Source organism: Polymorphobacter sp. (assembly GCF_048007885.1).
GTDB lineage: Bacteria > Pseudomonadota > Alphaproteobacteria > Sphingomonadales > Sphingomonadaceae > Sandarakinorhabdus.
The window spans coordinates 2,177,083-2,190,659 of the sequence record NZ_CP180346.1 but is presented as its reverse complement, the minus strand read 5'-3'; the positions used below and the strand labels follow the sequence as shown (position 1 = coordinate 2,190,659).

At 66.1% G+C, this 13,577-nt stretch carries 13 protein-coding genes; 8 read left to right on the top strand and 5 right to left on the bottom strand.

Annotated elements, in window-relative coordinates; all coding sequences use genetic code 11:
- The first annotated feature begins 155 nt into the window (after nt 1-155).
- The 6 genes from ACMVO5_RS10525 to ACMVO5_RS10500 all read left to right on the top strand — a co-directional run bounded on the left by ACMVO5_RS10525 (nt 156) and on the right by ACMVO5_RS10500 (nt 6,600).
- Entirely contained in the window at nt 156-1,061 is a 906-nt protein-coding gene (locus tag ACMVO5_RS10525) for a cobalamin B12-binding domain-containing protein (RefSeq protein ID WP_416907467.1), read from the top strand.
- A gap of 56 nt (nt 1,062-1,117) precedes the next feature.
- Nucleotides 1,118-2,542 carry a transcriptional regulator PpsR gene (ppsR, locus tag ACMVO5_RS10520; protein WP_416907466.1) on the top strand — a complete coding sequence of 475 codons (1,425 nt, stop codon included), beginning with the start codon at nt 1,118-1,120 and terminating at the stop codon, nt 2,540-2,542.
- Between the two features lie 130 nt (nt 2,543-2,672).
- The gene (gene chlG / locus ACMVO5_RS10515) at nt 2,673-3,521 is read left to right on the top strand and encodes a chlorophyll synthase ChlG (protein ID WP_416907465.1); all 849 of its coding nucleotides are present in this window, start codon (nt 2,673-2,675) and stop codon (nt 3,519-3,521) included.
- Nucleotides 3,521-4,867, top strand: coding sequence for a BCD family MFS transporter (locus ACMVO5_RS10510; protein ID WP_416907464.1), 1,347 nt, complete (start codon nt 3,521-3,523; stop codon nt 4,865-4,867). Before chlG ends, ACMVO5_RS10510 begins: the two co-directional genes overlap by 1 nt.
- Nucleotides 4,864-6,093: a geranylgeranyl diphosphate reductase gene (locus ACMVO5_RS10505; RefSeq protein WP_416907463.1), complete on the top strand. Its 1,230-nt coding sequence runs from the start codon at nt 4,864-4,866 to the stop codon at nt 6,091-6,093. The genes ACMVO5_RS10510 and ACMVO5_RS10505 overlap by 4 nt, the downstream gene beginning before the upstream one ends.
- A gap of 21 nt (nt 6,094-6,114) precedes the next feature.
- Nucleotides 6,115-6,600, top strand: coding sequence for a TspO/MBR family protein (locus ACMVO5_RS10500; RefSeq protein ID WP_416907462.1), 486 nt, complete (start codon nt 6,115-6,117; stop codon nt 6,598-6,600).
- A 55-nt stretch (nt 6,601-6,655) separates the two neighbouring features.
- Here ACMVO5_RS10500 and ACMVO5_RS10495 read toward each other — a convergent pair whose 3' ends face one another.
- A complete protein-coding gene (locus ACMVO5_RS10495) occupies nt 6,656-7,207 on the bottom strand; it encodes a c-type cytochrome (RefSeq protein ID WP_416907461.1) in 552 nt (183 codons plus the stop codon).
- A 248-nt stretch (nt 7,208-7,455) separates the two neighbouring features.
- On the opposite strand from ACMVO5_RS10495, the gene ACMVO5_RS10490 reads away from it, so the two are divergent.
- Complete coding sequence (locus ACMVO5_RS10490; protein ID WP_416907460.1) at nt 7,456-9,918, top strand: TonB-dependent receptor; 2,463 nt, start codon at nt 7,456-7,458, stop codon at nt 9,916-9,918.
- Here the strand turns inward: ACMVO5_RS10490 and ccmB are convergent.
- Nucleotides 9,915-10,541 (bottom strand): heme exporter protein CcmB, encoded by a 627-nt coding sequence (gene ccmB / locus ACMVO5_RS10485; protein WP_416907459.1) that lies wholly within the window; start codon nt 10,539-10,541, stop codon nt 9,915-9,917. The genes ACMVO5_RS10490 and ccmB overlap by 4 nt on opposite strands.
- A complete protein-coding gene (gene ccmA, locus ACMVO5_RS10480) occupies nt 10,541-11,110 on the bottom strand; it encodes a heme ABC exporter ATP-binding protein CcmA (RefSeq protein ID WP_416907458.1) in 570 nt (189 codons plus the stop codon). The genes ccmB and ccmA overlap by 1 nt, the downstream gene beginning before the upstream one ends.
- 90 nt (nt 11,111-11,200) lie before the next feature.
- Here ccmA and ACMVO5_RS10475 point away from each other — a divergent pair, with 90 nt between their 5' ends.
- Complete coding sequence (locus ACMVO5_RS10475; protein ID WP_416907457.1) at nt 11,201-11,791, top strand: inner membrane-spanning protein YciB; 591 nt, start codon at nt 11,201-11,203, stop codon at nt 11,789-11,791.
- Here the strand turns inward: ACMVO5_RS10475 and ACMVO5_RS10470 are convergent.
- Both ACMVO5_RS10470 and pspF read right to left on the bottom strand, forming a co-directional pair.
- The gene (locus ACMVO5_RS10470) at nt 11,709-12,497 is read right to left on the bottom strand and encodes a hypothetical protein (RefSeq protein ID WP_416907456.1); all 789 of its coding nucleotides are present in this window, start codon (nt 12,495-12,497) and stop codon (nt 11,709-11,711) included. The genes ACMVO5_RS10475 and ACMVO5_RS10470 overlap by 83 nt on opposite strands.
- Nucleotides 12,494-13,516: a phage shock protein operon transcriptional activator gene (gene pspF / locus ACMVO5_RS10465; protein WP_416907455.1), complete on the bottom strand. Its 1,023-nt coding sequence runs from the start codon at nt 13,514-13,516 to the stop codon at nt 12,494-12,496. The genes ACMVO5_RS10470 and pspF overlap by 4 nt, the downstream gene beginning before the upstream one ends.
- Nucleotides 13,517-13,577 lie beyond the last annotated feature (61 nt).

The following is a 13,577-nucleotide window of genomic DNA, read 5'->3' as shown; positions in this document are numbered from 1 at the left end:
TAGCGTTCCCGCATAGGCAGACGACTGCGGCTTGCTGGATTGACAGCATGCGCGACCGTTTGCCGCCGAGGGAACGATAACAGAACGCAGCGGGGAACGGGATGCCATCGATGCTTGACGTCGCCAGGGAGGCGAAATCTGCTGCAGGCCGCAAGTTGAGCGATGGCCTTGAGCGGGCGCGCCGGGCGACCGGGCGCGGCAAGGAAGCGTCGAGCCCGGATGCGCTGGCCCGGGTCATTGAAGCTGATATCATTCCGCGTCTTCTGGTGGCCCACCGTGATGGGTTGAACAGCCATGATCTGGCTGTCGAGGCGGTGGCGGCAGCTGGACGGGTCGAGCCGACCGATGGCAATCTTTCGGTGCCTGTCGAAGTTGCCGAGCGGTTTGCCGCCGCAACGCTCACTGAGGAAGTCGGCCCGCTGATGGCGCAGATCGAGGCAGTGATGGCCGGCGGCATCGATGTCGAGACCATTTATCTGGAGCTTCTGGCACCTGCTGCGCGCCAGCTGGGCACCTGGTGGGATCAGGATGCCTGTGATTTCGTCGATGTAACGATGGGCCTTTGGCGGCTGCAGGAAATCGTTCATGCCCTGTCTGCGCTGGTGCCGGGCACGGGCGCCGCCGCAGGCGCGGAGCGCCGGGCGCTGTTTTCGCCGGCACCCGGCGAGCAGCATGGACTTGGCGCCTTGATTGTCGAGGAATTCTTCCGGCGCGCTGGCTGGCAGACGTGGAGCGCGCCTGCACTTGATGACCATGAACTCATCGCGCTGGCCGCGGGCCGCAGTTTCGATCTGATCGGCCTCACCGTCAGCGTGGAACGGCATGTCGCGCCGCTGGCTCGCACCATCGTCGAGCTTCGCCGGGTATCCCGCAATCCGCAGGTTCTCATCCTCGTCGGCGGGCGGGTGTTTACGGAAAACCCGGCGCTGGCGAGCGAGATCGGGGCTGATGGCACGGCTGCCGACGGGCAGCTCGCGGTCAAGCTGGCCGAGACACTGATGGCTTCGGACACCTCGGATGCCGGGCGGGCGCTGAATGCCAGCGCACCGCCGGGCGCCTGAGCGCAGTTTGACCTTGGGCGGGCATCGGCTCGATGGATAAAGGAAACGCCACGACGATGGACGCCCGAACGTTCCCGGACAAGGACCTGAGCGGCCCTGCCTCGGGCGATCGGCTGCCCCTGTCTGCGCTGGGCCCGCTGCCGGCAGAAGCCACGGTTCAGGCGCTGGCCGCTGCGTCAGACGTCACCTTGCTGATTGATGGCGACGGGCGTGTGCGCGACGTCGCCATGGGCAACAGCGAACTGGCCGAACACGGCCTGCAGGACTGGATTGGCCGACGCTGGGCCGAAACCGTGCTGCCCGAGAATCGCGCCAAAATTGATGAAATGCTGGAAAGCGGCTCGGGCGGGCGCTGGCGGCAGGTCAACCATCCCTCGGTGGCCGGTGACTTGCCAATCCGCTACCTCGCCGTGCCGGCTGGTGACGACGGCCGGCTGGTCGCCATCGGCCGCGACATGCGCGCCGCCGCCGCGCTGCAGCAGAGGCTGCTCCGCGCGCAGCAATCCATGGAACGCGACTCGCTGCGGTTGCGCCAGCTGGAAGCGCGCTACCGCCTGTTGTTCGAGACCGCAGCCGAGCCGATCATCGTCGTTGACACGGCCAACCGGCGCATTGTCGAGGCGAATCCGGCCGCGCGCCGCCTTGCCGGGCAGACAGCCACCCAGCTCGACCAGCAGCCCTTCATCAGCATTGTGGCGCCGCACCAGCGCGAAGCCGCGACCGCACTGCTCGGCGCTGCCGCGGCTGCCGACCAGCGCCACCCCAGCCGCATCGAGATGATCGGCGGCGAGGCCTGTCAGATGTCGGCAACGCTGTTCCGGCAGGATCGCGGCAGCTATCTGCTGATCCGCCTGCAACCGCTGTCGGATCGTGCGGGCCGGACTGGCGAGCGCCCGCTTGCCGAAGTGCTCGACCGGATGCCCGATGCCTTTGTGCTTGTCGATGCGCGCATGGACATTCTGGCGGCCAATGGCCTGTTTCTCGATCTCGTTGCCAGTCCGCGCGCCGAAGACGTCCGCGGCCGCCCGCTCGGCCAGTTTCTGGGCCGCCCGGGCATCGACCTCGGGCTTCTCACCGGCCAGCTCAAGGAGCATGGCGCGGTCCGCAATTTCGCGACGGTCATCCGCGCTCCTTCGGGCGAAGAGGAGGTCGAGGTGTCGGCCGTGACGTCTGATGATGGCGGCGAGCTGCGCCACGGCATCTCCATCCGCCGGGCCAGCCGGCTTGCCGCCGAAACCCCGGGCGGCCAGCCGCTGCCCCGGTCGGTCGAGCAGCTGACCGAGCTTGTCGGCCGCGTGTCGCTCAAGGAAATCGTGCGCGAATTGACCGACCTCATCGAGCGGCTGTGCATCGAGGCCGCGCTCACCTACACCTCCGACAACCGGGCGTCGGCGGCCGAAATTCTCGGTCTCTCGCGCCAGAGCCTCTATTCCAAGCTGCACCGCCATGGGCTCGGCAATCTGATGCCGGATCAGGACTGAAACCGGGCAAAAAAGCGCGCGATCAGGCGTCAAGCCGCGTTGACGACCGCCACTGTCAAGTTTAGCTTACACCGCCATGGATGCCGCTACTTTTCCCACCAGTGTTCGCAGGGTTCCGCATCCCCGCGATGTGCTGACGCTGCTGAAGCCGGTCACATGGTTTCCGCCGATGTGGGCGTTCATGTGCGGGGTCGTTTCATCCGGCGTGCCGCTGGCCGACAGGCTGGGGTTTCTCATCGCCGGCATGATGCTCGCCGGCCCGCTGGTGTGCGGCAACAGCCAGGCGATCAACGACTGGTTTGACCGCCATGTCGACGCTATCAATGAGCCCGACCGGCCGATTCCCTCGGGCCGCGTGCCGGGGCGCTGGGGGCTCTATATCGCCGTCGCCGGCAGCATTATCTCGCTCGGCGTGGGCTTTGCCATCAACACCGTTGTCGGTTGGGCGACGGTGCTCGGTGTATTTCTGGCCTGGATCTATTCGGCCCCGCCCATTCGCGCCAAAGCCAATGGCTGGTGGGGGCCGCTTGTCTGCGCCGCCGCTTATGAGGGGCTGACATGGTTCACCGGCGCTGCGGTTATGGTTGGCGGCGTGCCTGACAGCCGGATCATTGCCGTGCTGTGCCTTTATGCGCTCGGCGCGCACGGCATCATGGTGCTGAATGACTTCAAGGCGGTGGAAGGTGACCGCGTGTCCGGCGTGCGCTCGATCCCGGTCATGCTCGGTGAGCGGCGCGCCGCGCATCTCGCCTGCTGGACCATGGCCATTCCGCAGCTGATCGTGGCCTTGCTGCTCAGCCGCTGGGGCCTGATCTTTCCCGCAGCGCTTGTCGCCTTCTCGGTGGCCAGCCAGTTCGTGTTCATGCAGAAGCTGATCGCCAACCCGGCCAGGGAAGCGCCGCTCTACAATGCCACCGGCGTCAGCCTCTATGTGCTGGGCATGTTGACGGCGGCCATCGGCATGCGGGGGCTCGCCTGATGTCTGCTGCCATCGCCCAGCCCGCCCTGCCGCCCCTCAGCTGGCTGGGCATCGCGCGGCTCGGGCTGGTGCAAAGCAGCCTTGGCGCGGTGGTGATGCTGGCGAGCTCGCTGCTCAACCGCATCATGGTTGTGGAATATGCCACGGCCGCAGCCCTGCCGGCCGGGCTCGTCGCCTTTCATTACGCCGTCCAGCTCAGCCGCCCGAAATGGGGCCATGGCTCCGATCAGGGCTGGCGCCGCACGCCCTGGATCATCGGCGGGATGGCGGTGCTTGGCCTGGGCGGGGTGCTGGCGTCGGTGGCCACGACGATGATGGACGGCCCGCTGGCTCCGGCGCTGGCGCTCGCCGTGCTGGCCTATGCGCTGATCGGCACGGGTGTGGGCGCCTCCGGCACCTCGCTGCTGGCGCTGCTGGCCTCGCGCACGGCCGAAGCCCGGCGCCCGGCGGCGGCGTCGCTGACGTGGATCATGATGATCCTCGGCATCGTCATTTCCGCCACCACGGTCGGCAATCTCATCGACCCGTTCACGCCGGCGCGGCTGATCGAGATTTCCGCCGGACTGGCGCTGATCGCCCTGCTGCTCACCAGCCTCGCGGTCTGGCGCGTCGAGGGGGCATCACCTGCGCCCGAAGAGCGGCCCTCGACGGTCGGATTCGGGGCGGCGCTGCGCGGCATCTGGAGCGATCAGCTCACGCGTCTGTTCTCGATCTTCGTCTTCGTCTCGATGCTCGCCTATTCGATGCAGGATCTCATTCTCGAGCCCTTCGCCGGTCTGGTGTTCGGCATGACGCCGGGTGAATTGACCAAGCTGTCGGGCCTTCAGCACGGCGGCGTGCTCATCGGCATGATTGTGGTGGGCGTCGGTGGCCATGCCTTTGGCGGGCGCATGGGGCTCAGGCTCAAGAAATGGATCGTCGGCGGCTGTATCGCCTCAGCGCTGGCGCTGGCGGGCCTGGCCATGGCGGCCCGCATCGGCCCGGCCTGGCCGCTGGTTCCAACGGTGGTGCTACTTGGCTTCGCCAATGGCGTGTTCGCCGTCGCTGCCATCGGCTCGATGCTGGAGCTTGCCGGGCGCGGGGGCGCCAATGGCGAGTTCAAGGGCCATGAAGGCATTCGCATGGGGCTTTGGGGCGCGGCACAGGCGGTGGCGTTCGGGCTCGGCGGCTTCTTCGGCGCCAGCGTCGTTGATTGGGGCCGGGCGCTGATCGGCGCCGACGGCGCCGCCTTCGAGCTGGTTTTCGCGTTCGAAGGGCTTTTGTTCCTCATCGCGGCGGCCATCGCCGTGCAACTCAACGACCGTCAGGCGGCAGGGGCCGCGCAATCTAGGGGAGTGTTGGCATGACAGAAGAATTCGACGCCATTGTCGTGGGCGGCGGCCCATCGGGCGCCACGGCCGCCAATGATCTGGCGCTGGCCGGTCACAAGGTCATGCTGCTCGACAAGGCAGGGCGCATCAAGCCGTGCGGCGGGGCCGTGCCACCGCGCATGCTCAAGGATTTCGACGTGCCCTTCGATCTGCTCTGCACCACTGCCAATTCGGCGCGCATGATCAGCCCGAAGGACCGCAAGGTCGATATGCCGGTGGGCGACGGCGGCTATGTCGGCATGGTCGACCGCGACGTGTTCGACGAATGGCTGCGCGCGCGTGCGGCCAGGAACGGCGCCACCCGCATCGACGGCACCTTCGAAGCGCTCGAGCGTGACGCGGACGGCACCGCCGTGATCGCCTATCGCCCCAAGGGCGCTGCGCGCGGCTCCGAGCCGCTGCGCGCGCGCGCCCGGGTCGTCATCGGCTGCGATGGCGGCAATTCGGCGGTCGCGCGCGCCGCTCTGCCCAAGGAGGACAAGCCGCCCTTCGTCTCCGCCTATCATGAGGTGATTGAAAGCCCGCCGGAAGGCTTCAAGGGCTTTGAAGGCAACCGCTGCGACGTCTTCTATCAGGGCAAGCATTCGCCGGATTTCTATGCCTGGGTCTTCCCCCATGGTGACAAGACCAGCGTGGGCGTCGGCTCTGCGGTCAAGGGCTTCGAACTGCGCAAGGCGGTCGCCAATCTGCGCGAAGAGCTGGGCATGACCGAGTTCAAGACCGTGCGCGTGGAAGGCGCGCCCATCCCGCTGCGCCCGCGCAAGCGCTGGGACAATGGCAAGGATGTGGTGGTGGCAGGCGACGCCGCTGGCACCGTCGCGCCCGCTTCGGGCGAAGGCATCTATTATGCCATGTTCGGCGGCCGGGTGGCGGCTGAGGCGGCGGGCGAATTCCTCCGCACCGGCGATGCCGCTGCCCTCAAGCAGGCCCGCAAGCGCTTCATGAAGGCGCATGGGCAGGTCTTCTGGGTGCTCGGGATGATGCAGTGGTTCTGGTACCGCTCCGACAATATGCGCGAACGTTTCGTCAAGCTGTGCATGGACAAGGACATCCAGCAGCTGACCTGGGAAGCCTATATGAACAAGGAGTTGGCGAAGAAAAAGCCGATGGCCCATGTCAAGATCTTCATCAAGGACACCGGCCAGCTGATCGGGGCAGCGGCCAATGCGGTGCGCAACCTTGGCAAGCAGAAGGCTGCCTGATCCGATGGAAGGCAATCAGGGATGAACCCGGGACGCTGGGCTCTTCCTGGTCTCATCGCCGCGCTCGCCGCCACGCTTACCGCGGCGGTGGGCGCCACGATCACGCTGCTCGGCCCCTGGTACCGCAGCCTCGAACAGCCGAGCTGGGCGCCGCCCGACATCGCCTTTGGCCCGGCCTGGACGCTGATCTTCGCGCTCTGCGCCATATCGGGCACCACCGCCTGGCGAGCGGCCCCCGACCGGGTCAGCGCTGACACCGTCATCGGCCTGTTCGCGCTGAACGGCTTTCTCAACCTGCTCTGGAGCTTCCTGTTCTTTCGCGTCCAGCGACCCGACTGGGCCGCCATCGAGGTCTGGTTCCTTTGGACCTCGATCCTGATCCTCATTCTCTATTGCTGGCGCTTCTCGCGGCTCGCGTCGCTGCTGTTCGCGCCCTATCTGATCTGGGTCACCTTTGCCGGCGCGCTCAACATCAAGGTTGTCGAACTGAATGGCCCCTTTGGCTGAGACATGAAAAAAGCCCCGGCAGAGCCGGGGCTTTCCTCAAATCGCGTGCGAAGCCTTATGAGCGCGTCTTGAGATAGGCGATCACATCGGCACGGTCCTGCGGCTTCTTGAGGCCGGCAAAGGCCATGTACGTGCCCTTGATCGTCTGCTGCGGGGCTTCAAGATAGGTGAACAGCTGCTCTTCGGTCCAGACAAGGCCGCTGTTCTTGTTGGCCGGGCTGTACTTGAAGCCATCGATGCTGCCGGCCGGCCGGCCAACCACGTTCCACAGCGAGGGACCGACGCGGTTCACACCCTCTTCCGCAACATGGCAGGCGCGGCACTGGCCAAACACCTTCTCGCCCTTGGCAGGGTCACCCGTCAGCGACGCATAGGTCACTTCGGCCGCTGCCGGCGCAGGCTCTTCGGCCGCAGCCACATCAACGGCGGGCGCCTCGGCCGGGGCAGTCTCCTCGGCCGGGGCATCGGCTGCGGGCGCTTCGGCAGCAGCGGTTTCGGTCGCCGCCGGCGCCTCGGCCGCGCTTTCGCCGCCGCCACCGCAGGCGGTCAGCGCCGCCATGGCAGCAAGGCTGGTGAGAAGACGAAGCGAAAAACGCGCAGACAGCATGAGACACTCCCGAATTGGATTGAACGGGAGGGGTCTACACCGAGACGGGGCAAAACTGCAATGCAACAGCACCGCGCAGCCGGTGCGGCGGCATTTTCGCGGCACGAAGAGGGTGCGGCACTTTTGCCACACTCGCTCGGCTAGCTGGCCTGTCCGCAGGAATTTGTCTGGACAACTTTCCGCATTTCTCCACAAATCCTTCACATAGCGCAAATGGCAACGCGCCATCGAAAAGAGGGGACAGGACCATGACCATTCGCAAGCTTATCCTGCTCGGCGCCACGGCGCTGGTGCCACTGACATCTGCTGGCGCACAGGAGCAGGCCAGCGAATTCGACAATGCCATCGCCGAAATCGTCGTGACCGCGCGCAAGACCGAAGAGCGGCTGCAGGACGCCCCGCTGGCGGTGTCGGTGGTGTCGTCCACCAATATCGACCGGCTTGGTTTCAACAGCATCACCGACCTGTCCCGCGCCACCGCCGGCCTGATTTTCGACGACAGCTTCGGCCGTGATGCCAATCGCCCGGTCATTCGCGGCCAGGCCAACATCCTCGGCGATTCCGGTGTCGCCTTCTTCATCGACGGCATCTACTTCAACGGCTCGCTGGTCGATTATGACGTCGACACGATCGAGCGGCTCGAAGTCGCCAAGGGCCCGCAGAGCGCGCTCTATGGCCGCAACACCTATTCGGGCGCGATCAACATCATCTCCAAGGCGCCGACGGATCGCTGGGGCGGGCGGCTGCAGGCCGATGTCTCCGAAGGCACGGTCTACGACATCACCGGCGCGCTGAGCGGGCCGATCGCCCAGGGCCTCGGGCTTTTCGTGGGTGGCCGCTATTTCAAGAACGAAGGCCTGTTCACCAACACCTTCGACAATACGCCGATCGGGGTTCAGGAAACCAAGTCCGGCTATGCCATGCTGAAATATGACAATGGCGGCTCGGTGCGCGCCAGCCTGCGCGGCAATTACAACAGCACACGGGACGGACAGCCCGCCGTCTTCGCCACTGACGCCAATGACAACAACTGCCTGTTCGACAATGGCGGCAGCTTCGGCGCCGGCTATCGTGGCAATGGACGCTATTTCTGCGGCATCGTGCAGCCGCAGGAGATCAACACCAACTATACGGAACAGTTCGCACCTGGCGACTTTGTCGGCAACACGGTCGACACGCTTAACACCGGCCTGAGCATCGACATTGACCTGTCCGAAAGCCTGACGCTGACCTCGCTCACGGGGTACAACAACCGGGTGACCACGCAGCGCACCGACGGGGACTATTCGCCCGGCGGTTTCCAGGGCGTGATCTTCGCCGCCTTCCCGCTCGGCCGGCCGCCCGCGCCGCTTGGCTTCGCCAGCTCGAAAACCGATTTCACCTTCTCCAACCGCCAGAAGCAGACCGACTGGTCACAGGAACTGCGGCTGCAATATCAGGCGGACCGGGCGCGCATTCTCGTCGGCGGCTATTTCTTCGATCAGGATGTCGATTTCCGCGACAACCGGGTGCTGCCCGCCAATGCCCAAACCGAGGCGAGCGCGAACATGGCCGCCGCCCGTGCGGCTGTCTGCGCCCGCACACCGCTCTGCCTGTTCCCGACCGGGGACACGTCGAGCCTTGTGGAATTGCGCAACAACCAAGTCAGCAACATCCGCAACATCGCCGTCTTCGGCGTGGTGCAATATGATCTGACCGATGCCTTCTCGATCACCGCCGAAGGCCGTTATCAGGAAGAGCGTATCCGCACGCTGGCCCAGAGCGCGACGGTGCAGGCGGGCAATGTCGGCGCGCCGCTCGATGCGGAACGGACCTTCAAGAAGTTCATGCCCCGCGTCACGCTCGACTTTAAGGTGACCGACAACAATCTGCTCTATGCCGTGTTCGCGCAGGGCCAGAAACCCGGCGGCTTCAATGGCCCGGCGGCCATCTCCGTGGGCCGCGCCACTTTTGATGCCGAAGACGCGACGTCCTATGAAATCGGCTCGAAGAACACCTTCCTGAACGGCGGGCTGACCGTCAATGTCGCTGCCTTCTACAACAGTATCGATGGCTACCAGCTGACCCAGCCGGTGCAGATCGTCAATCCGCCGGCAGCGCCGGTGACCACTTCGGCGATCGAGAATGCCGGGGACGCGCGGATCTATGGCTTCGAGGTTGAGCTGCAGGCACGCCCGACGCGCGAACTGACGCTGACCGCCAACTATGCCTATGCCAACAGCGAGTTCCGTCGCGGCGTCGATGAAAATCAGGGTACGCTGAATGACGTTGCCGACGACGGTCTGGTCAATTGCTCGACCGGCGACCAATTCCCCGACGTCACCGGTTGCCAGCCGCTGTTCGGCGACATCACCGGCAAGGTGCTGCCGCGTGCACCCCAGCACTCGCTGTTCATCGATGCGGACTATCGCCGCGAGATCGGCTCGACCGGCTGGCAGGCCTTTGCCGGCATGAACGCCTATGTGCTCTCAACCAGCTTCGCCCAGGTGCACAATCTGGCGCAGACTGGAGACTCAATCGTCTCCGACATCCGCGCCGGGCTGCAGAACGACAATTTCCGCCTGCAATTCTATGTGCGCAACCTCTTCAACGAGGATTCGGTGCAGCAGCTGATCCGCTATGCCGACGCGAACAACGACCTGCGCCGCAACTTCATCGCCGGTCTGCGGCCGCCGCGTCGCTTCGGGGTCATCGCCGAAGTGAAGTTCTAATCACCCTTCAGCGCCGCTCCGGCGGCAAAGGGGGCGACAGCGAGCGACACCAGTGACGCGGCCGCAAGCAATTGCAGCGCGCCCGGTGTCGCCGCGCCCACGCCGAAGATCAGCACCGGCAGCGCCAGCGGCAGCACGATCAGCCCGGCCAGCGCGCCACCACCGCGCAAGCCCGCCGTCAGCGCGGCCGCTACAACGGCCAGCGCAGCGAGCGCCGGTGTGCCGAGCAGAAGCGCAAGCGCGAGGCGGGTGCCCGTCTCGCCGTCAAGGCCGACAAGGATTCCAGCCACGGGCAGGGCAGCGAGCAGCGGCACCGCAAAACCCAGCCAATGGGCGATGATCCGCGCGGTCGCCACCATCTCCATGGCGATGCCGCGGCTGGCCAGCTGGTCGAGTGTGCCGTCCTCCATGTCAGGGGCCAGCAGCGTTTCCACCGGCAGCAGGGCGGCAAGCAACGCCGAGACCCAGAGCACGCCGGGCGCGATGCGCGCCAGCAGCCGCGCATCCGGCCCGACTGCGAAGGGGAACAGCGCAGCGACCAGCACAAAGAACATCACCGGCATCCAGATTGCCGGCGAGCGAACGGTGAGCGCGAGATCGCGCCGGATGAGGGTGAGGAGCATCAGCCGAGCCGCACGACCGCAGGCTGCTCAAGCCCGATATCGCCGTGCACCGCCGCCACCACCATGCCGCCCCCGGCCCGGTGCGCCGCCATCGCTTCCGCCAGCAGCGCCGCTGATGCAGCATCAAGCCCGGCGGTCGGCTCGTCGAGCAGCCAGAGCGGCGCCCCGCTGGCCAGAACGCGCGCCAGCCCCGCACGGCGACGCTGGCCGCTTGAGAGATGCCGGCAGGGCACCTCGGCCAGCCCGGCCACATTCATCGCCGCCATCGCTTGCGGCAGCCGCGCCGTGCCATCATCGAGCCGTGCCCAGTGGCGAAGCTCGTCGATCAGCTGCATCCTAGGCTTCAGCGCCACATCATGGCCGAGATAGCTGCGCTCCGGCCCGCTGATCTCGCCGGCAAGGGGGCTGAGAAGACCGGCCAGCAGCCGCATCAGGCTCGATTTTCCGCTGCCATTCGGCCCCTCCAGATGCAGGGCGCCACCCGGCTCGACCGTGAAGTTCAGGCCTTCGAACAGCAGCCGGTCACCGCGCAGGCAGGCCAGATTCTCGACTTTCAGGGCAGCGCTCACGCCGCGGACGCTAGCCGCGCGGCGTCACAAAAACAAACAGGCTTTGGCGCTGCGGTTCCTTCGTCGCACAAATCGGGCTAAGGGCGGGCGATGCAGAAGATGTCAGGCCCGCTCAAGTTCGCCGTCGATCTCGGGCCGCTGCTCGTGTTCTTCGTCGCCAACAAGTTCGGCGGGCTGTTCGTCGCCACGGCCGCAGTGATGGTCGCCACGGCGGTGGCCATCGCCGTCTCCTGGGTCAAGACCCGCCACATCCCGGTGATGACGCTGGTCAGCGCGGCGCTCATCGGCATCTTCGGCGGCCTCACCCTATGGCTGCAGGACGAGACCTTCATCAAGCTCAAGCCAACGCTGATCTATGGCCTGTTCGCCGTCATCCTGCTCGGCGGGCTGGCGCGCGGCCGCTCCTATCTCCAGCTGGTGCTCGGCGATGCGGTGCCGGGCGTGAGCGAGCGGGCCTGGCGCACGCTGACCCGCAACTGGGGCCTGTTTTTCGTCGCGCTGATGGGCGTCAATGAAGTGGCGCGGCGCGTGCTGGGCACAGATGACTGGGTGAGCCTCAAGGTCTGGGGCCTGCCGATCGCCACCATCGCCTTCGCGCTCAGTCAGGCGCGGCTGATGACCCCTGCCGAGCCATCTGCTCAGACGGGGGCTGAAACAGAGCCGCCGCCATCGGATCATTGATGGCCCATTTGTCCCAGAACACCTGATTGGCGATGACGCCGTTGTAATAGAGGGTGACCTTGCGCGCCTGGGTCCAGCCCGGCTGCGCCACGAAATCATCATAGGTGCGCACATGCCAGCCGGACGGCGTGGCGAAACCGGCCAGCCGGATGAAATGGCTCGCCTTGTCGATGCCGAACAGCGTGGTTGTCCCCGCCGGGTCAGTGACCTTGACAGTATAGGTGGGATGCCCATCGACATTGTCATCGGGCATGCGCTCCAGCTTGAAGCCCGGCCCCAGCGCCGAGCGGATCACGCCAAAGCCGAAATTATTGGCCCAGAAGGCGTCGGCCTCGGCCTTGGGAATGACGCCCTTCTCATTGAAGCTGACCTCGCCGTTGGAGCCGACAAGAAACATCAGCCGCCCGTTGCTGCGCGATTCGATGCGTACCTTGCCGGCCTCGCCGTGGGCGCTGCTGCGGCTGGCCTCGAATTCGCGCCACATCCGGTAGTCATCGGCCACGATGCGCGGCGCAGGGCCGGCACCGAAAAACACCGCCCGGCCCAACAGCGACAGGGTGCGCGCGCGGGCCCAGTCTTCTCCGCCCGCGGCCTCGAAGGCTCGGGCAATGATCGCGCGACCATCAAGCTCGGCGGCCTGAACCATCGCCGGCGGTGCCAGCATCAGGGCCGGCAACATCCACGCCAGTGCAACCTTCGCTCTCATCCGCCAGCCTCCGTCCCCAACAGGCCATGGCGCTTCATGGCATGGCGCAGCTGGTCATAGCTGAGCCGAAGCGCCCTGGCCGCTCGCCGCTGATTGTGGCGGTGATTCTCAAGCCCGGCAAGCAGCAGGCCGCGCTCATAGGCCATCACCGCCGCGCGAAAGTCACCCGGCTCGGGCGCCGGCGCAGCAAGCCTGTCGATCGCCGTCGCTTCCTGCCGCGCCGGCGCCTGACCGAGTTTCACACGCCACGGGCTCTCAAAGGCGTCAATCACGATCCGCTCCACCGGGGCAGCATCATCGCCCCAGCGATAGAGCGAGCGCTCGATCACATTTTTCAGCTCGCGCACGTTGCCGGGCCAGTCATGCGCCTCGATCGCAGCCAGCGCGGCGCGCGAAAAGCCGGGGAAACGCTGCCAGCCGAGCTCCGAGGCCATGCGGCGGCCGAAATGCTCGGCCAGCGCCGCGACATCTTCCGCGCGCGCCCGCAGCGGCGGCAGCGTCACCACCTCGAAACTCAGCCGATCGAGCAGATCGGCCCGGAACCGCCCGGCCCGCACCAGGCCTGGCAGGTCCTCATTGGTCGCCCCCACCAGCCGCACATCCACCCGCACCGGCCTCGACGACCCGATGCGCGTGAGTTCGCCATATTCGACCACGCGCAGCAGCCGCTCCTGCGCCGCAGCGGAGAGGGTGGCAATCTCGTCGAGAAACAGGGTGCCGCCGTCAGCATCCTCGAACCGGCCCGCCCGCGCCCGCTGCGCACCGGTGAAGGCGCCCGCTTCATAGCCGAACAGTTCGGCATCGATCAGCGTCTCGGGCAGCGCCGCGCAGTTGATCGACACCAGCGGTCCGCCCCAGCGCGGGCTCAAGCGGTGCAATCGCTCGGCGATCAACTCCTTGCCCGTGCCACGCTCGCCGATCACCAGAACAGGACGGTTGAGCGCCGCCACGGCCGACGCGCGCTCGACCGCATCGAGGAAGCTGGACGATGAGCCGATGAGCTGAGCGGGCGACTGCATTACGAATGTTTAGCTAAATTTGCCATTTTTTAGCAATCGATTTCATGCTAAGGATTTTCGG

Bases quoted from the DNA above. Each gene is read 5' to 3' on its own strand.
- ppsR (WP_416907466.1), top strand. From the start codon at position 1,118: ATGGACGCCCGAACGTTCCCGGACAAGGACCTGAGCGGCCCTGCCTCG.
- ACMVO5_RS10510 (WP_416907464.1), top strand. From the start codon at position 3,521: ATGTCTGCTGCCATCGCCCAGCCCGCCCTGCCGCCCCTCAGCTGGCTG.
- ACMVO5_RS10505 (WP_416907463.1), top strand. From the start codon at position 4,864: ATGACAGAAGAATTCGACGCCATTGTCGTGGGCGGCGGCCCATCGGGC.
- ACMVO5_RS10500 (WP_416907462.1), top strand. From the start codon at position 6,115: ATGAACCCGGGACGCTGGGCTCTTCCTGGTCTCATCGCCGCGCTCGCC.
- ACMVO5_RS10495 (WP_416907461.1), bottom strand. From the start codon at position 7,207: ATGCTGTCTGCGCGTTTTTCGCTTCGTCTTCTCACCAGCCTTGCTGCC.
- ACMVO5_RS10490 (WP_416907460.1), top strand. From the start codon at position 7,456: ATGACCATTCGCAAGCTTATCCTGCTCGGCGCCACGGCGCTGGTGCCA.
- ccmB (WP_416907459.1), bottom strand. From the start codon at position 10,541: ATGCTCCTCACCCTCATCCGGCGCGATCTCGCGCTCACCGTTCGCTCG.
- ACMVO5_RS10475 (WP_416907457.1), top strand. From the start codon at position 11,201: ATGCAGAAGATGTCAGGCCCGCTCAAGTTCGCCGTCGATCTCGGGCCG.
- ACMVO5_RS10470 (WP_416907456.1), bottom strand. From the start codon at position 12,497: ATGAGAGCGAAGGTTGCACTGGCGTGGATGTTGCCGGCCCTGATGCTG.
- pspF (WP_416907455.1), bottom strand. From the start codon at position 13,516: ATGCAGTCGCCCGCTCAGCTCATCGGCTCATCGTCCAGCTTCCTCGAT.